The following is a 22,472-nucleotide window of genomic DNA, read 5'->3' as shown; positions in this document are numbered from 1 at the left end:
CTTTGTTTTGTCGCATGGTCTTAATCCGAAAGCTCTGCAACTCTTTGCCGTCGCTGACCTTCTTTCGGGATCATGCTCTATGCCTCGCCGAGACGGACGTCGCTCGCGATCACCCGGTGGTGCTCGACAAATTCCAGACGATCGAGCAGGAAGCGGTCGTCTTCCGGGTAGTAGACCGCACGCTCCGGCTGCGGCCCGGCGAAGGCGCGAATGGCATCCATGTCGCGCCACCAGCTCAGCGTGGTGATTTCGCTGACGCCGTCGCCCAGCGTGCGCATCAGCATCTGGCAGCCGAGGTTGCCGGGCGTCTCTGAGTAGTCCTTCAACCCTGTCTTCACGATGTAGGCGACATACGCCTCCTCATCGGCCGTCCTGATGCGGCCGCTCCATTTGCGGAGAATGACTTGGGATTCGCTCATCATTGTCTAGATCATCTGGTCCGTCCAGCGGACGATGTCGGTCGCCGCCTGGCCGAAGGCATTGTCCAGCGCGCGGACGTAAGCCGCATTGCCGCTGCCGGAGACCGGCGCGCTCGCGGTGAAGTCCTTCGAGGCGCGCACCTCGCCGTTGCGGTCGTTCAGGATGCGCACGAACAGGTCGACGTCGGCATGCTCGCCGCCATTGACGCGCACCTCGAAGGAGCGCACCTCGACGATGATCTGGTAGTCGATGGCCAGCCCCTCGCCCGGCTTGCCTACGCCGGCAAAGCTGCCGGAACGCTGGAACGTCTCGGCCAGCCTCGCCTGCACGATCAGCGGCAGCCGGTCCGCCCATTGCGCGCCTTTCAGGAACTGGATCGAGCGGTCGGAAGGCCTGATGACGATGTTCTGGCTGTCCAGCGCCTTGAGCGCCGAGGGCTGGGCGATCAGGATCTGGCGGCGGCTGTGCGCATGCACGTCGACCGACGGCGCGGACAGTTCGAACGTGTCGAGCGGCGCCGGCTTGCCGCCCAGGACCGCGCAACCGGCAAGCGTAAGCACCAGCAATGCCGCCGCGGATGATCTCAAACTACCCGCTACCACCCTGACCGACTTCACGCGCGATCCCCGTTGTCCCCGATCAACCCGCATTCGCGGTTCATTTTCTTGGCGGTCGCGGCGGCCGAAGTCAACGCCGTGCCCTTCCGTCGAATTGCCGGACCTCGCCCTCGCCCCCGGACAGGATGCGCTGCGGATTGCGGCTGAGGTCGGTCACCGCTTCCTCGATGCGATTGATCGAGCGGCGGCTGTCCTGCACCAGCGCTTCCACATTCTGCAGCCCTTGGCCGGAGAAGCGTGACAGGTTGTCGACGATGGTGCCGAGGCGGGAGTTAAGGGTATCGGCCACCTGCTTGAAGGATTTGAGCGTCGCCCTCGCATCGGCCATCACGCCGTCGGCCTCGCCGGAGCCGAGAATCTTGTCCACCTTGGCCAGGATGCCGTCGACGCGCACCGAGGCGTCGTTGAGGCGCTGCGCAAGCTGGCGGGCATTCTTGATCGTGTCATTGATGTCGTCGGAACGGTTGGCGATCTTGTCGGTGACCTTGGCGATGTCCGAGGCCGCCTTGTCGGCGCTGGCGCTTGCTTTCTGGATATTGGCCAAAGCCTCCTTGACGTCGGCCGGATCGATGCCGTCGAGCACGCCGTTGACCTTGGCCAGTGTCCCTTGCGTCTGCTTGGCGAAATCGTTGATCGAGCCGACCGCCGTGTTGACGTTGCCGATGACGGTGTCGAACTGCTTCGAGGTCTCTTTCAGGTTCGCCGTCACCGTATCGACATTGGCCACAATGCTCTTGATCTGGTCCTTGTCGACGGAATTGAGCAGGCCTTCGGCGGCCTTCAGCGTGCTGTCGAGCCGTCCGGAGACATTCTTCAGCTGATCCGAAAGCGAGCTCACCGCCGACAGGAACTTGTCTATGCCGTCGGAATTCTTGGCCAGCGCGTCCGAGAAGGTCTGGACGTTCTTGATCGTCTGCGTCAGCGGCTCACGAACGTCCTTGGTAAAACCTTCGAGCTCGCTAAGCACCTTGTCGGCGCGGGTAAAGATGTTCTGAGCCGTCTGCAAAAGGTTGGTGACCGCGGACGGGTTGGCGACGATCTCGGCGACCCTGCCTTCCTTCTCCGCCTCGTCGAGCAACCTGGCTTCCTTGGGGTCGGCACCCTTGAGCTCGATATTGGCCTGGCCGCTGAGGCCGGTCAGTCCGATGTCGGCCTGCGTCGACTTGGTGATCGGCGTCCAGCGGGCGATTTCGGTGTCGGCAATGGCGACGGTCGGATCGTCGCCATCGATATAGACGTTTTTCACATCGCCCACCCTGACGCCGTTGAACAGCACCAGGCTGCCGCGGCTGAGGCCCGAGGCCGAGCCTGGGATGCGCACGCGCAGCATCGCCGTTTCGCCCCTGTCGCCGATGGCGGCCGTCCAATAGACGAAGGCGAAGGCCGCCAGGATCGCGCCCAGCGTGAAGATGCCGACGATGACGTAGTTGGCTCTTGTTTCCATCGCCCCACTTATCGCTATGCGCGCGCCGCAAGATCAAGTTGCCGGGCGCGTTTTCCGCGGAAATAGGATTTCACCCACGGCTCATCGCTCTTCAGCATGTCGTCGATCGTGCCTTCCACCAGAACCCGCTTCTTGCCGAGCACCGCGACGTGGTCGCAAGCGGTGAACAGCGTGTCGAGGTCGTGCGTGACCATGTAGACGGTGAGATCCATCGTGTCGCGCAGCTTGACGACCAGTTCGTCGAACTCGGCTGCGCTGATCGGGTCGAGCCCCGAGGTCGGTTCGTCCAGAAAGACGATGTCCGGATCGAGCGCAAGCGCACGTGCCAGCGCCGCGCGCTTGATCATGCCGCCGGAAAGTTCGGACGGGAACTTCTGCGCGGCGTCGGTCGGCAACCCGACCAGCTCGATCTTGAGCATGGCGAGCTCATCCATCAGCGCCTTGGGCAGGTCGAGATATTCGCGCATCGGCACCTGCACGTTCTCCAGCACCGTCAGCGCCGAAAACAGCGCCCCATGCTGGAACAGCACGCCGAGCCGCATATCGATGCGCAGACGATCGGCATCGCTTGCCTTGTCGACATCGACGCCGAACAGGCTGATCGTCCCCGACTGCTTCGGCATCAGTCCCAGTATGGTGCGCAGCAGCACCGATTTACCGGCGCCGGAGGCGCCGACAAAGCCGAGGATTTCCCCGCGCTTGATGTCTAGCGAAAGCTTGTCGAGGATCAGCTTGTCGCCGATGGCGACGGTGACGTCGCGAACCGAAAGCACGATCTCGCCATCGTTTGTGTGCTCCGCTGCCGTGGCGCCGTTGCCGTTCGCCATCTCAGAAGCCGATCGCTGCGTAGAACATGGCGAAAAGCCCGTCGAGGATGATGACGATGAAGATCGACTTCACCACCGACGCGGTGACGTGCAGGCCGAGCGATTCGGCACTGCCGCCGACTTTCATGCCCTCGACAGACGCAATGATGCCGATGATCAGGGCCATGAACGGCGCCTTGATCAGGCCGGCGAAGATGGTGCTGAGATCGATGGCGACGCGCAGCCTGTCGATGAACGCAGCCGGCGGGATGTCGGAATAGAGCCAGGCGGCGACGATGCCGCCGCCGAGCGCCGCGAAATTGGCGATGATGGTGAGGCATGGCAGCCCGATCACCAGCGCGACGAGCCGCGGAAACACCAGCACACCGATCGGATTGAGGCCGATCACCTTGAGCGCATCGACCTCCTCGCGCATTTTCATCGAGCCGATCTCGGCCGTGATGGCGCTGCCCGAACGTCCCGCGAGCATGATCGCCGTCATCAGCACGCCGAGCTCGCGCAGGATCAGCACGCCGACTAGGTCGACGACGAAGATATTGGCGCCGAAATAGCTGAGCTGATAGGCGCCCTGCTGGGCGACGATGGCGCCGACGATGGCCGACATCAGCACCACCACCGGGATCGCGCCGACGCCCATGCGATCGATCTGGTTGAAGATCGCGGCCGGATTGACTGCGTGACCGCGCCCGAGCTTCATCTGCGCGCCGCGGATCGTGGCGCCGAGGATATTCATCGAGGCGAAGAAATCGTCGCGCATCTCGTACACCCGCCGGCCAACCAGCTCCAAAGCGCGCAGGATGATGTTGGGCGGCCCGGACGGGCCCGATTCGGGCTCGCGGCGGACCGCGTCACCGACGGCGCCGAGCAGGATCGAGGCGACCTCGCTTTGCCCCTGCAAATGGACCTCGACGCCCTTCTTCTCGAAGGCGCTGGCCAGCCGGTCGATCAGCCAGGCCCCGGCCGTGTCCATCTTTTCGATGTGGGAAAGGTCGAGTATCAGCTGTTTCGCGCCGCTTCTCTGCTCGATCTTGCGCATGTCCGCATCGACCGCCGCCACGGTGCGCGTCGTCCACACGCCGGAAAACGCGCAGCCCAGCACTCCGCCCTCCTCGCCCACGGCGACGCGCGGGCGATGCTCGCCGTTCTCGGCGGCCTCGCCGCTTGCGTCGCGTTTGCGGATGGTCAACATGGCGTCCTGTTTAGCGTGGCGGGACTGGCGTGTCGATTTGCCGGCAGACTGGTGTCGCACAGCCGGAGAAGAAAATTATGGCGCGTGTCATTTCGGTCGAAATGGAGCGATTCCCGATCGCCGGCACCTTCACCATCTCACGCGGATCCAAAACCGAGGCCGAAGTCATCACCGTAACGATTGCTGACGGGGGACGTTCCGGGCGCGGCGAGTGCGTGCCTTACAAGCGCTACGGCGAGACCATGGAGGGCGTATATGCCGCCATCGAGGCCATGCGCGACCAAATCGCTGGCGGCATCGACCGGACCGCGCTGCTCGCTGCCATGCCGGCAGGCGCGGCACGCAATGCCATCGACTGCGCCCTTTGGGACCTGGAAGCCAAGCTGACCGGCACGCCCGTGGCGGCAGCGATCGGCGTCTTTCCGCCCAAGCCGCTGGAAACCGCCTACACGCTGTCGCTTGCCGAACCGGAAGCCATGGCCGCACAGGCGCGCGCCAATGCCGCGCGGCCTTTGCTTAAGGTCAAGATCGGCGGCGACAACGACATGGCGCGGATTCGCGCGGTGACGGAGGCCGCCCCAAAGAGCCGCATCATCCTCGATGCCAATGAGGGTTGGACGGACCAAAATGTCGAGGCGAACCTGGCCTTCGCCGCTCAGCACGGCATCAGGCTCGTCGAGCAGCCGCTGCCGGCGGGCAAGGACGACATCCTGCGCCGGATCGCGCATCCGGTGCCGATCTGCGCCGACGAAAGCGTGCATGCGGCGAAGGACCTCGACGCGCTGGTCGGTCTCTACGACGCCGTCAACATCAAGCTCGACAAATCCGGCGGCCTAACGGAGGCAGTGAGATTGCGCGACCGAGCCCGCGATCTCGGCTTCGGTATCATGGTGGGCTGCATGGTCGGCACATCGCTCGCCATGGCGCCGGCGGTGTTGCTGGCGCAGGATGCCGACTTCGTCGACCTCGATGGCCCGCTGCTTCTCGCACGCGATCGCGAGCCCGGCCTCGTCTACCAGGGATCGCTGGTTTCACCCCCCGACAGGGAGCTTTGGGGCTGAGCGCGCGGCAAGACCGATCAGCCCTATGCCGACGATCGCGATCGGGATCATCGCCCAGAAACCGTCGACGCCCAAGCGGTCGTAAAGCGGGCCGGAAGCGAGCGTCACCGCCGCCATGAAGAAGCCGTTGAAAAAATAGGCAATGCCTTGCGCCGCTCCCGTGCGCTCCTCGGAAACCGTCTCGCCGATCATCTTCTGCAGCCCGATCAACACCATCGCGACCGAGACCGAGTGCAGCGACTGGACAAGGAAGAAGCCGCCGACGCCAAACCCGAGCGGCCAGACGAGCGGAAAGGCGATCCAGCGCACGATCGAGCCGATGCCGGCGATCACCATCACCTTGACCACCGAGACCGACGAAAAAATCCGGTTGAAAAACAGGAACATGCAGACTTCGGAGACCACGCCCCAGGCCCAAAGCAGGCCGACGACGGAATCGCCGATGCCGATCGCCTTCCAGTAGATCGACACGAAGCCGTAGAGGAAGGCGTGGCTGGCGGTGATGACGCCGACACCGAGGGTGAAATAGAGGAAATAGCCGTTGAACAGGCTCGGCGCCTTGTGTTGGATTTCAGTGGCCGACAGCGGCGAGGCCTTGCGCGGCCGCCCCATGCGCGGCGCCCACAGACCCGCGGCAAGAGCCGCGCCAAGCGCCACGAAGATGATCACCGGAACGGCCTGCGGACCTGTGGCCGCCAGGATGAATCCGCCCGCGATATTGGCGCACAAATAGGCGATCGAACCCCATTTGCGCATCGCCGTGTAGTTGGAGCCGAAGCGCCGGACGCCTGACAGCGCCAGCGAATCGGCCATCGGCGAATGCGGCGTCCAGACGATGGTGAGCAGCAGCGACACGGCAAGCACGGTCGCGTAGGTGGCCGGCAGGAAATAGCCCGCCGAGACGCCCATCGAGGCTGCGACCAGCGTGATATAGACATTGGCGCGGTCCTTCGCCCGGTCGGCAAGCGCCGTCAGCATCGGCGTCGTCACCACGCGCAGGAACATCGGCGTCGCCAGGATCACCGCGATCTGCTCTGCATGGAACCCCTTTGCCTGCAGCCAGAGCGGAAAATAAGGCAGATGCGTGCCCTGCGACACGAACAAGGTCGCGAAGATCAGGCTGATGCGCAGTTCGAAATGGCTGGGCTTGATGCGTTGTTCGGGCGAGAGCGGCGGCAGCGACATGAATCGATCCAATTGCGTTGCAATCGACGGCCTGCAACGCGTTTCGATCCCTAACATGCGGCAAGGCAGGGCGGAACTGCCTGGACTAGTCGATCAAGGGCAAAGCTGTTGATGAGCAACGCAACGCCGCACGCTGATAGTGCGCATCCCGCGAATTTGTTGGTGCTTTGCAATTTGCATGGCAACATGCCCTATCCTCGACAGGAGGGTAGTTCTTGGCAAACCAATGCAGGAGCGAATTTGTCTGAGCGCGACGCCAAACTCCACGGTTCCTGGCGGTTGGTTTCTTTTGAAACCGAGGCTCGGGATTCAAAGGAGCGTAGTCAACCGTGGGGCGCCAACCCCAATGGCTACCTTGTTTTCGGCTCTGATGGGCGAATGATGGTCCTGGTTACGGCAACGGCGCGGGAGCCAGGAAATACAGATGAGAAATTGGCGGCGCTTTTCCGTACTTTGATGGCCTATACCGGACGGTATAGGATCGATGAGGATCGGTTTATCACAAAGATAGACTCGTCTTGGAATGAAGCCTGGAACGGCAGTGAGCAGGAACGATACTACAAGCTTGATGGAGATACGCTCCACGTCTTTACGGCCTGGATGCCGAATCCATTGGCACCAGGAAATCCGATAGGAAGGGGCATCCTCAGTTTTCGACGCGACTAGACGTTCCACAGCACAGGGATTTTGACTGGTCGGCCATGTTTGTGTTGGCAGGTGGCATGCCTTGGAGATTGGCCGAGCGCCCACCCAGTCGTCATCTACGGGCGGAACAAGGAGCGAAGCGACGCGCGCAGACCCGAGGATCCATTCCGTGACTTCCGAGCCGCTGCCGCGGTGCAGAATCCTGCTCCGCTGCGTTCTTCGATCAAAGTCACGGAATGGATTCCAGGGTCTCCGCGACGCCGCTACGCGGCTGCTCCGCCCTGGAATGACGAGGTTCGGGCGGCTTCGGCCACTCCCCAGCGTTGCACTGATTTCACGGAAAGCAACGGTGAAAATCGTGCCCGTCGACAAACGGCAACCTTTCAAAAATCCTGTAAAGACCACTAGTCTTGCCTTCGCCGAGTTCGCAACTGGTCGCTACGTTGCAGGTCGTCAACTCGACGTTGAGTCTGGCAAACAGGCAGCCACTTTACATGACCGCAGCGGCCTCGAAGGAAGGTCTGCATGACCCGGCCCGATAAGGGCTTGACGATATCGGGCTAACCTCGATAACCGAAATCATCCAGTTTCTTTTCCAGTCAGCCCCTCAGGCCGCCTGCGCCGCCCTGCCATTGAGGTCGATGATGTCGACCGGCACCAGCACATCCTTGCCTGCGGACGATTCCGGCAGCACATGCGCCCAGGTCAGGATTTCCATGCGGCCGTCGAAATGCTCGACAACCGCGGTGCAGCTCTCCACCCAGTCGCCGGTGTTGATGTACTGCACCTCCCCATAGCTCTCGATGGCGGCATGATGGATGTGTCCGCAGATCACGCCGTCGACATGCGAGCGCCGCGCTTCCTCGGAAAGCACGGTCTGGAACGAGCCGATGAAATTCACCGCCTTCTTCACCTTGACCTTGGCCCATGACGAGAACGACCAGTAAGGCAGGCCGAGCAGATGGCGCAGCTTCGTCACCACGCGGTTGATCAGCATCGCCGTGTCATAGGCATAGTCGCCGAGATAAGCGAGCCAGCGCTGGTTGTGCACCACCGTGTCGAACTGGTCGCCATGGATGACTAGCAGGCGCCGGCCGTCGGCGGTTTCGTGGATGGCGCGGTCGGCGACCACGATGCCGCCGAAATGCACGCCCTGGAACTGGCGCGCGAATTCGTCGTGATTGCCGGCGATATAGGTGATCGAGGCGCCCTTGCGCGCCTTGCGCAGCAGCTTCTGCACGACGTCATTGTGGCTCTGCGGCCAGTGCCAGCTGCGGCGCAGCCGCCAGCCGTCGACGATATCGCCGACCAGATAGATGATCTCGGCGTCGTGGTGGCGCAGGAAGTCGATCAGGAAATCGGCCTTGGCCGCTTTCGAGCCGAGATGCACGTCAGAAATGAACAGCGCGCGGAAAGTGCGGGGCTCTGGGGCTGACATCGCGATTTTACCCTTTGCTTTCGCGTGCCTATGCCCCGATTCATGCAACAACCGTATGACGGTTGCTTGCGGTTGGTCCAGCCCAGGCGCTAGCTTGGCGCCGCCAAAGCATCAGGAGAAAATCACCATGGATCTCGGCATTCGCGGCAAGAAGGCCATCGTCTGCGCCTCGAGCAAGGGGCTTGGAAAGGGTTGCGCCATGGCGTTGGCCGAAGCCGGCGTCGACCTCGTCGTCAACGGTCGCAACGCCGAGCTTCTCGCCAGGACCGCGCAAGAGATCCGCGAGAAATTCGGCGTCAAGGTAATCGAAGTTGCCGGCGATGTGTCGAAGCCCGAGGTGCAGAAGGCGATCCTTGCCGCCTGCCCCGATCCGGACATCCTGGTCAACAACAATGGCGGCCCGCCGCTGCGCGATTTCCGCGAGCTCGATCGCACGAAAATCCTCGAGGGCGTGACGCAGAACATGGTGACGCCGATCGAGCTCATCCAGGCGGTGATCGACGGCATGGCCAAGCGCGGCTTCGGCCGCATCGTCAACATCACTTCGCTGTCGGTCTATGTGCCGATCCCCGGCCTCGACCTGTCGTCCGGCGCGCGCGCCGGCCTGACCTCGTTCCTGGCCGGCGTGGCGCGCACGGTGATCGACCGCAACGTCACCATCAACAGCCTGCTGCCCGGGAAACTAGACACCGACCGGTTGCGCGGCCCGCATGAAGCAGGCACTCAGGAAGACCCGGGCACGGCAGCCGCGCGCAAGGCCCGCATCAGCGCCGACGTGCCGGCGAAACGTCTCGGCACGCCCGAGGAATTCGGCCAGATCTGCGCCTTTCTCTGTTCGGTCCATGCCGGCTACCTCACCGGCCAGAATATCCCGGTCGATGGCGGCCTCTACGTCAGCGCCTTCTGAGCATCGCCTGAAGCTCTCCAGCCAACCATCTGGAATCGGAAGATTATTTCTGCTCCGGCATTGTGAAGCTGGAGCCTGCGATTTGCGGTCGCGAAAAATCGCGGGCGCATGCTAAAAGGCTCCAAACCAGTATCGCAGGGAGGGGCCGCAATGGACGGCGAGAACAAGAAAACGGCCCGGTCGGACCTCGACGAGGCCGCCCTCTTCTTCCACAAGCACCCGAAGCCGGGAAAGCTTGAGATCCAGGCGACCAAGCCGCTCGGCAACCAGCGCGACCTGGCGCTTGCCTATTCGCCGGGCGTGGCCGCACCCTGCCTCGAGATCCGCGACGATCCGGCAACCGCCGCCGACTACACCGCCCGCGCCAATCTTGTCGGCGTCGTCTCCAACGGCTCGGCCGTGCTCGGGCTCGGCAATATCGGCCCGCTCGCCTCCAAGCCGGTGATGGAAGGCAAGGCCGTGCTGTTCAAGAAATTCGCCGGCATCGACGTCTTCGACATCGAGATCGACGCGCCGGAGATCGAGCGCATGGTCGAAACCGTCGCCGCGCTCGAACCGACCTTCGGCGGCATCAATCTCGAGGACATCAAGGCGCCGGAATGTTTCGAGGTCGAGGAGCGGCTGAAGGCCCGCATGGGCATTCCGGTTTTCCATGACGACCAGCATGGCACGGCGATCATCGTCGCCGCCGCGGTGCTCAATGGGCTGGAACTGGCCGGCAAGGCGATTTCCGACATCAAGATCGTCACTTCCGGCGCGGGCGCCGCAGCACTTGCCTGCCTCAACCTTCTGGTCTCGCTCGGCGCCCAGGTGGAAAACATCTGGGTTACCGACCGTTTCGGCGTCGCCTACAAGGGCCGCGTCGAGGAGATGGATCGCTGGAAGGACCCTTATGTGAAGGATACCGAGGCGCGCACGCTGGCCGATGTCATTTCCGGCGCCGACGTCTTTCTCGGCCTCTCCGCCGCCGGCGTGCTGAAGCCCGAGCTCCTGCAGCATATGGCGCCGAAACCGCTGATCCTGGCTTTGGCCAACCCCAATCCCGAGATCATGCCGGAGCTGGCGCGCGCCGCCCGGCCGGACGCCATGATCTGCACCGGGCGCTCCGATTTCCCCAATCAAGTCAACAATGTGCTGTGCTTTCCTTACATCTTCCGCGGCGCGCTCGATTGCGGCGCCAGCGCCATCAATGAGGAGATGAAAATGGCGGCGGTGCGGGCGATCGCCGCCCTTGCCCGCGAGGAGCCTTCGGACGTCGCCGCCCGCGCCTATTCCGGCGAGACGCCGATGTTCGGCCCCGATTTTCTTATCCCCTCGCCCTTCGATCCGCGCCTTATCCTGCGCATCGCGCCGGCGGTGGCGAAGGCCGCCTGCGACACCGGGGTCGCGACGCGGCCGATTGCCGACTTCGCCGCCTATATCGACAAGCTCAACCGCTTCGTCTTCCGCTCCGGCCTGGTGATGAAGCCGGTGTTTTCCTCCGCCAAGGCTTCAAGCGCCAAGCGCGTCATCTACGCCGATGGCGAGGACGAACGCGTGCTCCGCGCCGCCCAGGTGGTGCAGGAGGAAGGCATCGCCGAACCGACTTTGATCGGCCGCCCCCATGTGGTGGAGGTCCGCCTGAAGCGTTACGGCCTGCGCATTCGTCCCGGCGTCGATTTCGCATTGATCAATCCGGAAGACGATCCGCGCTACCGCCATTATGTCGACCTTTTGATCGAGCTCGCCGGCCGGCGCGGCGTGACGACGGAAGCCGCCCGCACCATGGTGCGCACCAACAATACGGTTATCGCGGCGCTCGCGCTGAAGCGTGGCGATGCGGATGCCATGATCTGCGGGCTCGAAGGTCGTTTCGAGCGGCACTTGCGCAATGTCTCGCTGATCATCGGGCCGCGCGCCGGCGTCAAGGACCGCGATCTGTCGGCGCTCTCCATGCTGATTTCGCAGCGGGGCATCATCTTTCTCACCGACACCTATGTCTCCATCGATCCCACAGCCGAGGAGATCGCGGAGATGACCGTTCTGGCGGCCGAGGAAATCAGGCGTTTCGGCATGGAACCCAAGGCCGCCCTGCTCTCCTTCTCCGATTTCGGCTCGCGCGACGCGCCGAGCGCATTCAAGATGCGGCAAGCCGCGGCGATCCTGGCGCGCATCGCGCCCGACCTTGAATGCGACGGCGAGATGCATGCCGATACCGCGCTTTCGGAACATCTGCGCCAGCGCGTCTATCCGCATTCCAGGCTGACGGGCGAGGCCAATCTGCTGGTCTTCCCGAACCTCGATTCGGCCAATATCACGCTGACGGCGCTGGGCGCGATGATGGATGCGCTGCATGTCGGGCCGATCCTGCTCGGCACCGACAAGCCCGCCCATATATTGACGCCGTCGGTGACCTCGCGCGGCGTCGTCAACATGACCGCGCTGGCCGTCGTCGAGGCGGCGCACAAGGCGCAGGCGCTTGTCGACCTGAATTGAGAACGACTCTGACCTTAGATGCCGATGGCGCATCGTTGTAAGCTGGTGATGCCCATCGCGGCCTCACCGTCGCGTTTGGGTATCCAAGCGCGAAAGACGAATGGGCAGGTGCGAGGGTTGAATGAGATTCGAACTGACCATGCTGGCCGCAAGTTGTGTGCTCTGTTTCATTCACATAGTTCTCGCCTCGCATTCGGCGAGCTTTCAGCGGGGTTATCGCTGGACGGCCAGCGCCCGAGACGCCGAAGTCCCTCCGCTCACCGGGATGGCGGGACGGCTGGAAAAGGCACTGCGGAACTTCGTCGAGACATTTCCAGTATTCGTGGCGGCGGTTTTTCTTGTCCACGCGGCCGGCCGTGAGACCTCGCTCAGCGAGTGGGGCGCCGGACTCTATTTTTCGGCCAGACTGGTCTATCTTCCGCTCTACGCATTCGGTGTTCCCCTGCTTCGCTCGCTCGTCTGGAACGTCGCGTTTGTTGGAATCGCCATGCTTCTGTTAGCTTCGGTGTGGCCCCTGCTAGGAAACAGTTAACCACGAGCACGCTAGCCTTCCGGCTACGGACAATCGGGGTGTCAGGCGGATGAAAGGGTTGAAGCTGACGCATCTCGCGGCGCTGCTTTCAGCGTTCGCCGCGTCGGCCGTTGCCGTGACCGAGCCGCAGGCAGCTTCCCGCACTTGCCGCCAGCTTGAAGCCGAACTCGCCGCGACACGCGGGGGCGGCGGCGGGCCGGGCCTCGTCCGCAAATATGACGACGCCATCGCTCGCCAGCGCGAGCAGCTTGCGAAGGCCCGCGGCCGGGCAAGCGATGCCGGTTGCGGCTTCACGCTGTTTTCGCGCAATGTCAGCCAGTGCGCGGCGATCAACGCCTCGATAGAGCGCATGAATGCCAATCTCGACACATTGCAGGCAAAGCGCGAGCGACTATCCGCCGGTGGCACGCGGCACGACCGCAGCCGTATCCTGGCGGCGCTCGATGCCAACAACTGCCGCGACGACGAGATCGCGCCGCGACGCGCGCCGCTTCAGGAGGCTTCCCGTGACAATGGCGGCGGCAATCTGTTCGAGCAGCTTTTCGGGCGCCAGGACCAGCAGCTCGAAACGCCCGACGCTCCTGACATGCCGGACACGGCGGACGTGCCGCTTGATGATCCGAGCGTGCGCAACATCCGCCGCGTCATCAACCAGCCGGACGGCATGGACCTGCCGCGCTTGGGCGGCGAGTTCCGCACCATGTGCGTGCGCACCTGCGACGGGTATTTCTACCCGATGTCCAACGCCGCCTCCGTCGGCGATTTCGAACGCGACCAGAAGAATTGCGAATCGAGCTGCCCCGGCACCGAGATGCAGGTCTTCTATTCGCGTGGGATGGACGACGATTCGGGATCGATGACCTCCTCGGTCACCGGCCAACCCTACAGCTCGCTGCCGACCGCCTATCTCTACAAGCAGGCCAATTATTCGCGGCCGCCCACTTGCGGATGCAACGCGCAGGCCGGGAATTTCACGATCATCGGCGGCAATCCGCCCAACCCCGAACAATCGCAGCCGGATGGGATGGCGCCCTTCATTCCCATGCCGGCGGTGAAGCCCGATCCGGGCGCCGATCCCGAAACGCTCGCCAATGCCGAAGGCGGGCTCGACCAGGACGCGATCAAGCGGCTGACCACCAAGGTGCCGGTATCGCCGGTCTCGATGCTGCCACCGGATCAGCGCAAGGTCAGGGTCGTCGGGCCAGCGTTCCTTCCCGACCCATCAGCGGCAATAGATCTGAAAGCTCCGGCCCCGAAGTCCGCCCGGTGAGCGCCAGTCTCAGCGGCATGAACAGCGGCTTGCCCTTACGCCCGGTCGCTTCCCTGATCTTGCCGGTCCAGTCCTTCCAGACCGTGCCGTTCCACGGCTCCTCCGGCAGCAGCTCGAATGCCTGGTGAAGGAAATCGCGGTCCTCGCCGGAAAACTCGGCCGGCTCCTGCGGGCCTTCGCTTAGGATTCGCCACCAGGCGACCGCATCCGACAGGCGGTCGAGATTGCCGCGCACCGCCAGCCAGAACGCCTCGGCCTTGTCGCCGGAAATGCCCAGCACCATCAGCCGGTCGCGGGCGTCCTCGAATGACATGTGATGCATCAGCGCGCGGTTGAGCACGAGGAGCTCGTCCGGATCGAACTTGGAAGCGGATTTGGATGTCGCCGCCGGGTCGAAATGGCTGGCAAGCTCGTTGAGGTCGTGCGCGGCGGTGACATTCTCCGACGTGCCGACTAGCACGGCCAGCGACGCGACCGCCATCGGCTCGATTCCGTCCTGGCGCAGGCTCTCGATCGACAGCGCGCCGGTCCGCTTCGACAGCCCCTCGCCCGTGGTGGTGGTGAGCAGATTGTGGTGGCCGAAGACCGGCGGCTCGGCGCCGAGCGCCTTGAAGATCGCGATCTGCACACCGGTGTTGGTGACATGGTCGTCGCCGCGGATGACATGGCTGACGCCCATCTCGATATCGTCGACCACCGAAGGCAGCGTGTAGAGATAGGTGCCGTCCTCACGCACCAGGACGGGGTCCGACAGCGAGGCAAGATCGACCGTCTCCTCGCCGCGCACCAGATCGCTCCAATGCACGTCCGTGCGCTCCGGCTGCAGCGGATCGCTGGTGAAATTGGGCAAAAGGAAGCGCCAATGGGGCTTGCGTCCATCCGACTGGTATTCAGCCACCTGCTCCGGCGTCAGCGTCAGCGCCTCGCGGCCATAGACCGGCGGCAGGCCGCGCGTGCGACGCACCTTGCGGCGCAGGTCGAGCTCTTCCGGTGTTTCGTAGCAGGCATAGAGCACCCGCGCCGCCTTCAGCCGCTCGACCGCCGCGTCGTAGATATCGAAGCGGCGCGACTGGTACTCGGTGACATCCGGGAAGATGCCCAGCCAGTGCAGGTCGTAAAGGATGGAATCGGCATATTCCTGCTTCGAGCGGGCAATGTCGGTGTCGTCGAAGCGCTGGATGAAACGGCCCTTGTTGTTGATGGCGAAAAGCCAGTTGAACAGCGCGGTGCGCGCATTGCCGATATGGATGCGGCCGGTCGGCGATGGAGCGAAACGGACGGTGACTGTCATGAGCGGGGCGTAGCGGATGCTTTTGGCGTTGACAAGGCGCGCCCCCGCACGAACGCAACAGATAGTGCAAGCCAGTTAAAATGAAAAGCCGCCGGCCAGACTGGCTTCGCGGCAGCCTGATAAACCGCGTCAAGTGCCGGGGGACCTGGGCTTCGCATGTCCCCGTTATCCACATATGTGACACACAAGATGTTGGGGTCACAAAAGCTACAAAAACGAATCCTTGACGGGTCGGAACGAGTCGCTTTTTATAGGCCATGCGCTCCTGTTGCGGGCGTGACCGGAGAGTTTCGAGGCCGGTCTTTTTTCCCGGATTTTGTGCGTTTTGCCCGGATTTCCGCCTGTTCACGAGGCCGGCGGAAGCGTTGGGATCTTTGGGGTTTGGGTGGGCGAAAGGGAGAATTGTCGGCCTGGAAAAAATCATCTGTTAACACTATATTTAGTGTTTGCAGGCAGGCTAGACGCTAGATAATGTGACCTTCCTCTACGGAGGGAATCGATCAAAGTTTCAGTTTAGGGACCCGCGAGGGTCGGCCTGCAGCCTGGGCAAATGCCTGGGAAAGCGTTCTGCTGCCTGCAAGCCGGCGCCTGCGACGAGGAGAGTGCCGGCGCTGCTCGCAATGCCGGCAAACGGCGGACTGCGCTTTTCGCCATGTGGGGCAGAAATCCCCGGGGAAAGGCGCTATATATAGACACAAAGGGACCGGACCAATGCGCATCGAGCGTCGCTTCACCAAGCCAGAGCAATCAGCCTACGCGGAGATCGAATTCCGCAAGGCCCTGTCGGAGATCAAGAATCCCGACGGCTCGGTCGTGTTCCGCCTCGACAACATCGATGTGCCGGCGCAGTTCAGCCAGGTCGCCGCAGACATCCTGGCCCAGAAATATTTCCGCAAGGCCGGCGTGCCAGCTCGGCTGAAGAAGGTCGAGGAGAACGACGTTCCCTCCTTCCTGTGGCGCTCGATCGCCGACGAGGCCGAGCTCGCGAAGCTGCCCGAGGCGGAGCGCTATGGTTCGGAAACCGACGCCCGCCAGGTCTTCGATCGTCTCTCCGGCACCTGGACTTATTGGGGCTGGAAGGGCGGCTACTTCAAGTCCGAGGAAGACGCGCGCGCCTTCCGCGACGAGCTCGCCTATATGCTCGCCACTCAGCGCGTCGCGCCGAACTCGCCGCAATGGTTCAACACCGGCCTGCACTGGGCCTATGGCATCGACGGCCCGAGCCAGGGACACTTCTATGTCGACCCCTTCACCGGCAAGCTGACCAAGTCGAAGTCGGCCTATGAGCATCCGCAGCCGCATGCCTGCTTCATCCAGAGCGTGCAGGACGACCTCGTCAACGAGGGCGGCATCATGGACCTGTGGGTGCGCGAGGCGCGCCTGTTCAAATACGGCTCCGGCACCGGCTCTAACTTCTCGATGCTGCGCGGCGAAGGCGAGAAGCTGTCCGGCGGCGGCCGCTCCTCCGGCCTGATGAGCTTCCTCAAGATCGGCGACCGCGCCGCCGGCGCCATCAAGTCGGGCGGCACGACGCGCCGCGCCGCCAAGATGGTCATCGTCGATGCCGACCACCCCGACATCGAGCAGTTCATCGACTGGAAGGTCAATGAGGAGCAGAAGGTCGCCTCGCTGGTGACCGGCTCCAAGATCGTCAAGAAGCACCTCGAAGCCATCATGAAGGCCTGCGTCAATTGCGAAGGCAATGGCGACGACTGCTTCGACCCGGCGCTGAACACCGCGCTGAAGCGCGAGATCAAGGCGGCCAAGAAGGACGCCGTGCCGGAGAACTACATCTACCGCGTCATCCAGTTCGCCAAGCAAGGCTACACCTCGATGGCGTTCAACACCTACGACACCGACTGGGATTCGGATGCCTATCTCACCGTGTCGGGCCAGAACTCCAACAATTCGGTTTCGCTGAAGGACAATTTCCTGCGCGCCGTCGAGGCCGATGGCGACTGGCAGCTCACCGCCCGCAAGGACGGCAAGGTGCTGAAGACGCTGAAGGCCCGCGACCTGTGGGAAAAGATCGGCTACGCCGCCTGGGCTTCCGCCGATCCGGGCCTGCACTTCAACACGACGATGAACGACTGGCACACCTGCGCCTCCGCCGGTGCGATCCGGGCTTCCAACCCGTGCTCGGAATACATGTTCCTCGACGACACGGCCTGCAACCTCGCCTCGATCAACCTTCTGCCCTACCGCAGGGAAGACGGCACGATCGACATCGCCGCTTACGAGCATACCGTTCGCCTGTGGACCGTCGTGCTCGAAATCTCGGTGATGATGGCGCAGTTCCCGTCCAAGGAGATCGCCAGGCTCTCCTACGACTACCGTACGCTCGGCCTCGGCTACGCTAATATCGGCGGCCTGCTGATGACCTCGGGCATCCCCTACGACTCCGATGAGGGCCGAGCGATCTGCGCCGCGCTCACCGCGATCATGACCGGCGTCGCCTACTCGACCTCGGCCGAAATGGCCTCCGAGCTCGGCGCCTTCCCGGACTATGACCGCAACGCCCAGAACATGCTGCGCGTCATGCGCAACCACCGCCGCGCTGCCTATGGCGACAAGGACGGCTACGAAAAACTCGCCGTCAATCCGGTGCCTCTCGTCGCCTCCGACCTGAAGCAGCCGGCTTTGGCCGAGCATGCCCGCGCCGCCTGGGACCGCGCCATCGAGCTTGGCGAGGAGCACGGCTACCGCAACGCGCAGGCGACCGTGATCGCGCCGACCGGCACGATCGGCCTCGTCATGGATTGCGACACCACCGGCATCGAGCCCGACTTCGCCCTGGTGAAGTTCAAGAAGCTCGCCGGCGGCGGCTACTTCAAGATCATCAACCGCGCCGTGCCGGAAGCGCTGCGCACGCTCGGCTACTCCGAAAGCCAGATCGCCGAGATCGAGGCTTATGCCGTCGGCCACGGTAACCTCAACCAGGCGCCCGGCATCAACCCGTCGACGCTCAAGGCCAAGGGCTTCAACGATGAGAAGATCGCGGCGCTCAACGCTGCGCTGAAGTCGGCCTTCGACATCAAGTTCGTGTTCAACCAGTGGACGCTCGGCGCCGACTGGGTGAAGGACACATTCGGCTTCACCGACGAGCAACTCGGCGACGTCTCGTTCGAGATGCTGCCGGCGCTCGGCTTCTCCAAGAAGGACATCGACGCCGCCAACATCCATGTCTGCGGTGCGATGACGCTCGAAGGCGCGCCCTTCCTCAAGGCCGAGCACCTGCCGGTGTTCGACTGCGCCAGCCCCTGCGGCAAGATCGGCAAGCGTTCGCTCTCGATCCAGAGCCACATCCTGATGATGGCGGCGGCCCAGCCTTTCATCTCTGGCGCCATCTCCAAGACCATCAACATGCCGAACGAGGCGACGGTCGAGGACGCCAAGAGCGCCTACATGCTGTCCTGGAAGTTGGCGCTGAAGGCCAACGCGCTTTATCGCGACGGCTCGAAGCTCTCGCAGCCGCTCAATGCCTCGCTGCTCGCCGATGGCGAGGAGGACGAGGACGAGGCGGTCGAGCAGCTGATCGCCGCGCCGGCCGCGCAGCGCGCTGTGCAGGTGACGGAAAAGATCGTCGAGCGCGTGGTGGAACGTCTCTACCGCGACCGCGAAAAGCTGCCGAACCGCCGCAAGGGTTACACGCAGAAGGCCGTCGTCGGCGGCCATAAGGTCTACCTGCGCACCGGTGAGTTCGACGATGGCCGCCTCGGCGAGATCTTCATCGACATGCACAAGGAAGGTGCTGCCTTCCGCGCCATGATGAACAACTTCGCCATCGCCATCTCGCTCGGCCTGCAATATGGCGTGCCGCTCGATGAATATGTCGAGGCCTTCACCTTCACCAAGTTCGAGCCGGCCGGCATGGTGCAGGGCAACGACGCGATCAAGAACGCCACGTCGATCCTCGACTACGTGTTCCGCGAGCTCGCCGTCTCCTATCTCGGCCGCCACGACCTCGCCCATGTCGACCAGTCGGATTTCGACAAGACGGCGCTCGGCCGCGGCATCACCGAAGGCAAGGCGACGCCCTTTTCCAAGGGCCTCTATCGCGGCGCCTCGCCGGTGAAGCTGGTGTCGGGCATCGGCAGCGAGCCCAAGGGCTTTGGCGGGGGTTCAAGTCCCTCTCCCGCTACCATCACCCCTGCCCGCGCAGCGCCGACCGCCTTCGCCGGTTCCAACGTGCTGGCGCTGAAGCCGGCCAGCGACGAGGCGCTCGCCTACAAACGCGACTATGAGGAACGCGCCAGGGAACTGGCCGAGGACATGGTGGAAGAGGAAGCCGAAGCCGCCGGCGGCGCCGAGGCGCTCTTCACCGACGCCGCCGCCAACGAAGCCGCCGAGGCGAAGAAGCTAGCCGCGACAAGGCGCCAGCAATCGCTGCTGCAAGGCTACACCGGCAACGAATGCTCGGAATGCCACAACTTCACCATGGTGCGCAACGGCACCTGCGAGAAGTGCGACACGTGTGGATCGACGAGCGGGTGCAGCTGAGAATCTGAGCCGCTAATAAAACGCAACATCATCGGCCCGGTCGTAAGATCGGGCCGATTTGCGTTAGACGTCAAAAAAGCGATTGTTGGATTTCGTTTTCGATCCCATGGTCGAGGCGGATAACCCCGTTAATCAACCACTGGGGGTAGGCTTTATGAGTTCCCATGGCGAGAACAAAGCCCTTCTTCGGATATTCCGCGCCAAATCGATCCGACATTTTCTGCAAAGTCTCTTTCTCTCCGTAGCGACGTTGCCACTTAAGAAAGGTGGCTTCAATTTCCCAATCTTGGCATGTTCCTTCGCGAACGCCATCATCGGTCTCGTATCTATACTTGAAGTAAAAAGGTGCCGGCTCGTAGGGGACCAGGCTCTTTCCTAAGAAGCCAAACAAGCTGTTAGCCTCCTGTTCATGCCACATTAGAAATCTAGCTTTTTCACTCTCAAATGTGTCACGATCCTTCCGCTCAATCAGAAATTCCGCGCTTCTTGGTCGAACGAGCGCCAAACTACGGCCTTGCTCCAGCTCGGCGGCGAGACTCGAAACAACGTGCCGAGCCAAAAACTGAGGTCGTGCCTTTTCAGACAGACTGCCTGTGATCACCAAAGATTTGTGTTCGAGCCGCCGGCTCTCACTTCGCTGGTCACCTTTTGGAAGGCTCCAACCCTATTCAATAGTATCCCATCTGCCGAACTTCTGGGCGTCCTCTAGCGTACGAAACGCGACGGGATACAAACGAATCCAGCTGCCGCTTAAGTTAATTCCCGCGCAGCAAACCAATTCCCCGTGGGTCTCCCCTACGCGTGGCGCCGCCTTTACTAGGATCACTGCTGAATCACGTTGCGTGACAGACGCCAATCAAGCCACCTTTAGACAAAAACCCTTCGGTACTCCAAGATGCTTAACCGCAGTATTTCTATTTTTCAATATCTCTTCGCAAACAATGGAACGGTGGCAGTCTTTATGGTCTCTCTCGAAACACATTAGGCAGATATTTTTTGTTTCAGACTGAGCAGATATCTCGCCAATTGTTTTTTTGGCAGCCTCGTTCGCAATATGGCTCCTGAAAATTCGTTCGAACCGGCGCCGATCACCCGCTCGAGCGGCCAAGCGACCCTCTTTTGGATCGCCCAGGATCTTCGCATGCTGATATTCGATTGCTGAATTTTCGAGGTGCTTCCTGAGCGAATTTTTTGAAAAGCCCGCCTTCCTAGATAGCGGCAAATCTCGCACATCAATAAGAATATCAATCTTTGCCGCTTTGAGAACGGACACGAAATCGCCGATTTCGGAACCTTCGTAGCCAATCGTCAGTAGCGCCATAGAATATCTCACTGCTCCGCTTCCATGGTCATAAGCGACCAAACTTGTCCGAAGCGTGACGCTCGACCTTGGAAGGTTTTAATGATCGATCACATCACCATCGAAGTCAGCGACCTCGACAAGAGCAAGCTCTTCTGTGAAAAGGCCTTCGCCCCCTTGGGCTACAGCCTCGCCTTCGGCAAGGACGGCATCTTCTGGGCCTTCGATGTCGGCAATGGCTGCCTGTTCGAGATCCAGCGCACAGGCGAGACGCCGCCGCTCACCCATCTGCATGTCGCCTTCCGGGCGAAGAGCAAGGCTGAGGTCGATGCGTTCCATCGCGCGGCGCTCGAGGCGGGCGCCGCCGACAATGGCGCGCCAGGGCCACGTCCGGATTATGGAGAGAATTACTACGCCTGCTTCGTGCTCGATCCCGATGGTTATAATATCGAGGCGATGATCAACGAGGGGTGAGGACCGATCGCCTTCGCGACTTCGTCATTCCAGGGCGGAGCAAGGAGCGAAGCGACGCGCGCAGACCCTGGAATCCATGCCGTGACGTCGAAGCGTTGCAGCGGTGCAGAATTCTGATTGGCCGCATTCTTCGCCGTGCGTCACGGCATGGATCCTCGGGTCAAGCCCGAGGATGACGAAAGCGCGAGTTGCGCCGCTGCTTATGCGTTGACGTACATCAAAGCCATATTATCCACGATCCCTACCATGTCGCCGTCAGCAATGACTTTCGGAGGCGAATATGGACCAGGAGATCAAAAACAAGATCCAGACGCTTTTAGACCAGCATCGGATCATGACGGTCGCAACCCTGAGGCCTGACGGCTGGCCGCAAGCGACCACTGTGGGCTACGTCAATGACGGCCTTACCCTCTACTTCCTCTGCGGCCTGGACAGCCAGAAGGCGGCAAATCTGGCGCGGGACGATCGCCTGTCGCTGACCATAGACCACGACGCGCCGCAGGTGATGGAGATCACCGGGCTTTCCATGGCGGCGCGGGCGCAACCTGTGGAAGACCGCGCCGAGGCCGAGAAGGTGTTGCGTATGCTGCCGATGAAATATCCGCCGCAAACCTCGATGCCCGGTCCGATGCCGACGCCGGATCAGGTCCGCATCTTCCGCGTGATGCCGACTGTGATCTCCGTGCTCGACTACTCGAAAGGCTTCGGCCACACGGATCTGGTCACCTGCTGAGCGCGGCATGGCGGCCAGCAATCCAATTGATCGATCGCATGATCCAGATCAAGGCGTGTCCATCGTTCCTGATGTCTCCTCGGCCGTTCTTTCCAAGGAGATGGAAATGCCTACAGAGAGCCTGATCGTCGTCACCGCCATCGTGGCCTATTTCGCGACCTTCA

Annotated in this window: 19 protein-coding genes; 9 read left to right on the top strand and 10 right to left on the bottom strand. The window is 62.4% G+C overall.

Annotated features, from left to right (window positions below; translation table 11 throughout):
* Positions 1 to 77 precede the first annotated feature (77 nt).
* Genes EJ069_RS06820 through EJ069_RS06800 form a run of 5 tightly spaced genes read right to left on the bottom strand, consistent with a single transcriptional unit; the run spans position 78 to position 4,497 of the window.
* Positions 78 to 419, bottom strand: a complete 342-nt coding sequence (locus EJ069_RS06820; RefSeq protein ID WP_126060645.1) for a hypothetical protein — start codon at positions 417 to 419, stop codon at positions 78 to 80.
* A gap of 6 nt (positions 420 to 425) precedes the next feature.
* Entirely contained in the window at positions 426 to 1,070 is a 645-nt protein-coding gene (locus EJ069_RS06815) for an ABC-type transport auxiliary lipoprotein family protein (protein ID WP_126060644.1), read from the bottom strand.
* Between the two features lie 37 nt (positions 1,071 to 1,107).
* Positions 1,108 to 2,481 carry an MlaD family protein gene (locus EJ069_RS06810; RefSeq protein WP_126060643.1) on the bottom strand — a complete coding sequence of 458 codons (1,374 nt, stop codon included), beginning with the start codon at positions 2,479 to 2,481 and terminating at the stop codon, positions 1,108 to 1,110.
* 14 nt (positions 2,482 to 2,495) lie between these two features.
* Entirely contained in the window at positions 2,496 to 3,308 is an 813-nt protein-coding gene (locus EJ069_RS06805) for an ABC transporter ATP-binding protein (RefSeq protein ID WP_126060642.1), read from the bottom strand.
* A 1-nt stretch (position 3,309) separates the two neighbouring features.
* On the bottom strand, positions 3,310 to 4,497 hold the full coding sequence (locus EJ069_RS06800) for an ABC transporter permease (RefSeq protein ID WP_126060641.1): 1,188 nt from the start codon (positions 4,495 to 4,497) through the stop codon (positions 3,310 to 3,312).
* Positions 4,498 to 4,574: 77 nt separating this feature from the next.
* Between EJ069_RS06800 and dgcA the strand changes: the two genes are divergently transcribed.
* A complete protein-coding gene (gene dgcA, locus EJ069_RS06795) occupies positions 4,575 to 5,558 on the top strand; it encodes an N-acetyl-D-Glu racemase DgcA (RefSeq protein ID WP_126060640.1) in 984 nt (327 codons plus the stop codon).
* On the opposite strand, the gene EJ069_RS06790 is transcribed toward dgcA, so the two are convergent.
* Positions 5,529 to 6,743: an MFS transporter gene (locus EJ069_RS06790; protein ID WP_126060639.1), complete on the bottom strand. Its 1,215-nt coding sequence runs from the start codon at positions 6,741 to 6,743 to the stop codon at positions 5,529 to 5,531. The genes dgcA and EJ069_RS06790 overlap by 30 nt on opposite strands.
* A 111-nt stretch (positions 6,744 to 6,854) precedes the next feature.
* Here EJ069_RS06790 and EJ069_RS06785 point away from each other — a divergent pair, with 111 nt between their 5' ends.
* Positions 6,855 to 7,409 (top strand): lipocalin-like domain-containing protein, encoded by a 555-nt coding sequence (locus tag EJ069_RS06785; RefSeq protein WP_210211324.1) that lies wholly within the window; start codon positions 6,855 to 6,857, stop codon positions 7,407 to 7,409.
* Between the two features lie 586 nt (positions 7,410 to 7,995).
* Here EJ069_RS06785 and EJ069_RS06780 read toward each other — a convergent pair.
* Positions 7,996 to 8,826 (bottom strand): UDP-2,3-diacylglucosamine diphosphatase, encoded by an 831-nt coding sequence (locus EJ069_RS06780; protein ID WP_126060638.1) that lies wholly within the window; start codon positions 8,824 to 8,826, stop codon positions 7,996 to 7,998.
* 127 nt (positions 8,827 to 8,953) lie between these two features.
* Here EJ069_RS06780 and EJ069_RS06775 point away from each other — a divergent pair, with 127 nt between their 5' ends.
* The 4 genes from EJ069_RS06775 (at position 8,954) to EJ069_RS06760 (ending at position 14,010) form a co-directional block, all read left to right on the top strand.
* On the top strand, positions 8,954 to 9,733 hold the full coding sequence (locus EJ069_RS06775; RefSeq protein ID WP_126060637.1) for an SDR family oxidoreductase: 780 nt from the start codon (positions 8,954 to 8,956) through the stop codon (positions 9,731 to 9,733).
* Positions 9,734 to 9,883: 150 nt separating this feature from the next.
* Complete coding sequence (locus EJ069_RS06770) at positions 9,884 to 12,208, top strand: NADP-dependent malic enzyme (protein ID WP_126060636.1); 2,325 nt, start codon at positions 9,884 to 9,886, stop codon at positions 12,206 to 12,208.
* A gap of 121 nt (positions 12,209 to 12,329) precedes the next feature.
* Positions 12,330 to 12,740: an MAPEG family protein gene (locus tag EJ069_RS06765; RefSeq protein ID WP_126060635.1), complete on the top strand. Its 411-nt coding sequence runs from the start codon at positions 12,330 to 12,332 to the stop codon at positions 12,738 to 12,740.
* Positions 12,741 to 12,789: 49 nt separating this feature from the next.
* Positions 12,790 to 14,010: a DUF2865 domain-containing protein gene (locus EJ069_RS06760; RefSeq protein ID WP_126060634.1), complete on the top strand. Its 1,221-nt coding sequence runs from the start codon at positions 12,790 to 12,792 to the stop codon at positions 14,008 to 14,010.
* On the opposite strand, the gene gltX is transcribed toward EJ069_RS06760, so the two are convergent.
* Complete coding sequence (gltX, locus tag EJ069_RS06755) at positions 13,928 to 15,301, bottom strand: glutamate--tRNA ligase (RefSeq protein WP_126060633.1); 1,374 nt, start codon at positions 15,299 to 15,301, stop codon at positions 13,928 to 13,930. The two genes, EJ069_RS06760 and gltX, sit on opposite strands and share 83 nt — an antisense overlap.
* A gap of 711 nt (positions 15,302 to 16,012) precedes the next feature.
* On the opposite strand from gltX, the gene EJ069_RS06750 reads away from it, so the two are divergent.
* On the top strand, positions 16,013 to 19,801 hold the full coding sequence (locus EJ069_RS06750) for a vitamin B12-dependent ribonucleotide reductase (RefSeq protein ID WP_126060632.1): 3,789 nt from the start codon (positions 16,013 to 16,015) through the stop codon (positions 19,799 to 19,801).
* Positions 19,802 to 19,871: 70 nt separating this feature from the next.
* Here EJ069_RS06750 and EJ069_RS06745 read toward each other — a convergent pair whose 3' ends face one another.
* Positions 19,872 to 20,402 carry a hypothetical protein gene (locus tag EJ069_RS06745; RefSeq protein ID WP_126060631.1) on the bottom strand — a complete coding sequence of 177 codons (531 nt, stop codon included), beginning with the start codon at positions 20,400 to 20,402 and terminating at the stop codon, positions 19,872 to 19,874.
* Between the two features lie 255 nt (positions 20,403 to 20,657).
* Positions 20,658 to 21,122 (bottom strand): DUF488 domain-containing protein, encoded by a 465-nt coding sequence (locus tag EJ069_RS06740; protein ID WP_126060630.1) that lies wholly within the window; start codon positions 21,120 to 21,122, stop codon positions 20,658 to 20,660.
* Positions 21,123 to 21,203: 81 nt separating this feature from the next.
* Here EJ069_RS06740 and EJ069_RS06735 point away from each other — a divergent pair, with 81 nt between their 5' ends.
* Entirely contained in the window at positions 21,204 to 21,575 is a 372-nt protein-coding gene (locus EJ069_RS06735; protein ID WP_126060629.1) for a VOC family protein, read from the top strand.
* 280 nt (positions 21,576 to 21,855) lie between these two features.
* Complete coding sequence (locus tag EJ069_RS06730; protein WP_126060628.1) at positions 21,856 to 22,308, top strand: pyridoxamine 5'-phosphate oxidase family protein; 453 nt, start codon at positions 21,856 to 21,858, stop codon at positions 22,306 to 22,308.
* Positions 22,309 to 22,472: the final 164 nt, after the last annotated feature.

The organism is Mesorhizobium sp. M2A.F.Ca.ET.043.05.1.1 (genome assembly GCF_003952445.1).
Taxonomy (GTDB): Bacteria; Pseudomonadota; Alphaproteobacteria; order Rhizobiales; family Rhizobiaceae; genus Mesorhizobium.
This window is presented reverse-complemented; position numbering and strand designations above follow the sequence as displayed.

Coding starts and splice junctions, on each gene's coding strand:
- EJ069_RS06760 (WP_126060634.1), top strand. CDS start 12,790: ATGAAAGGGTTGAAGCTGACGCATCTCGCGGCGCTGCTTTCAGCGTTC.
- EJ069_RS06815 (WP_126060644.1), bottom strand. CDS start 1,070: ATGCGGGTTGATCGGGGACAACGGGGATCGCGCGTGAAGTCGGTCAGG.
- EJ069_RS06785 (WP_210211324.1), top strand. CDS start 6,855: ATGAGCAACGCAACGCCGCACGCTGATAGTGCGCATCCCGCGAATTTG.
- EJ069_RS06800 (WP_126060641.1), bottom strand. CDS start 4,497: ATGTTGACCATCCGCAAACGCGACGCAAGCGGCGAGGCCGCCGAGAAC.
- EJ069_RS06740 (WP_126060630.1), bottom strand. CDS start 21,122: ATGGCGCTACTGACGATTGGCTACGAAGGTTCCGAAATCGGCGATTTC.
- EJ069_RS06770 (WP_126060636.1), top strand. CDS start 9,884: ATGGACGGCGAGAACAAGAAAACGGCCCGGTCGGACCTCGACGAGGCC.
- EJ069_RS06810 (WP_126060643.1), bottom strand. CDS start 2,481: ATGGAAACAAGAGCCAACTACGTCATCGTCGGCATCTTCACGCTGGGC.
- dgcA (WP_126060640.1), top strand. CDS start 4,575: ATGGCGCGTGTCATTTCGGTCGAAATGGAGCGATTCCCGATCGCCGGC.
- EJ069_RS06790 (WP_126060639.1), bottom strand. CDS start 6,743: ATGTCGCTGCCGCCGCTCTCGCCCGAACAACGCATCAAGCCCAGCCAT.
- EJ069_RS06805 (WP_126060642.1), bottom strand. CDS start 3,308: ATGGCGAACGGCAACGGCGCCACGGCAGCGGAGCACACAAACGATGGC.
- EJ069_RS06750 (WP_126060632.1), top strand. CDS start 16,013: ATGCGCATCGAGCGTCGCTTCACCAAGCCAGAGCAATCAGCCTACGCG.
- EJ069_RS06780 (WP_126060638.1), bottom strand. CDS start 8,826: ATGTCAGCCCCAGAGCCCCGCACTTTCCGCGCGCTGTTCATTTCTGAC.
- EJ069_RS06765 (WP_126060635.1), top strand. CDS start 12,330: ATGAGATTCGAACTGACCATGCTGGCCGCAAGTTGTGTGCTCTGTTTC.
- EJ069_RS06775 (WP_126060637.1), top strand. CDS start 8,954: ATGGATCTCGGCATTCGCGGCAAGAAGGCCATCGTCTGCGCCTCGAGC.
- EJ069_RS06735 (WP_126060629.1), top strand. CDS start 21,204: ATGATCGATCACATCACCATCGAAGTCAGCGACCTCGACAAGAGCAAG.
- EJ069_RS06730 (WP_126060628.1), top strand. CDS start 21,856: ATGGACCAGGAGATCAAAAACAAGATCCAGACGCTTTTAGACCAGCAT.
- gltX (WP_126060633.1), bottom strand. CDS start 15,301: ATGACAGTCACCGTCCGTTTCGCTCCATCGCCGACCGGCCGCATCCAT.
- EJ069_RS06820 (WP_126060645.1), bottom strand. CDS start 419: ATGAGCGAATCCCAAGTCATTCTCCGCAAATGGAGCGGCCGCATCAGG.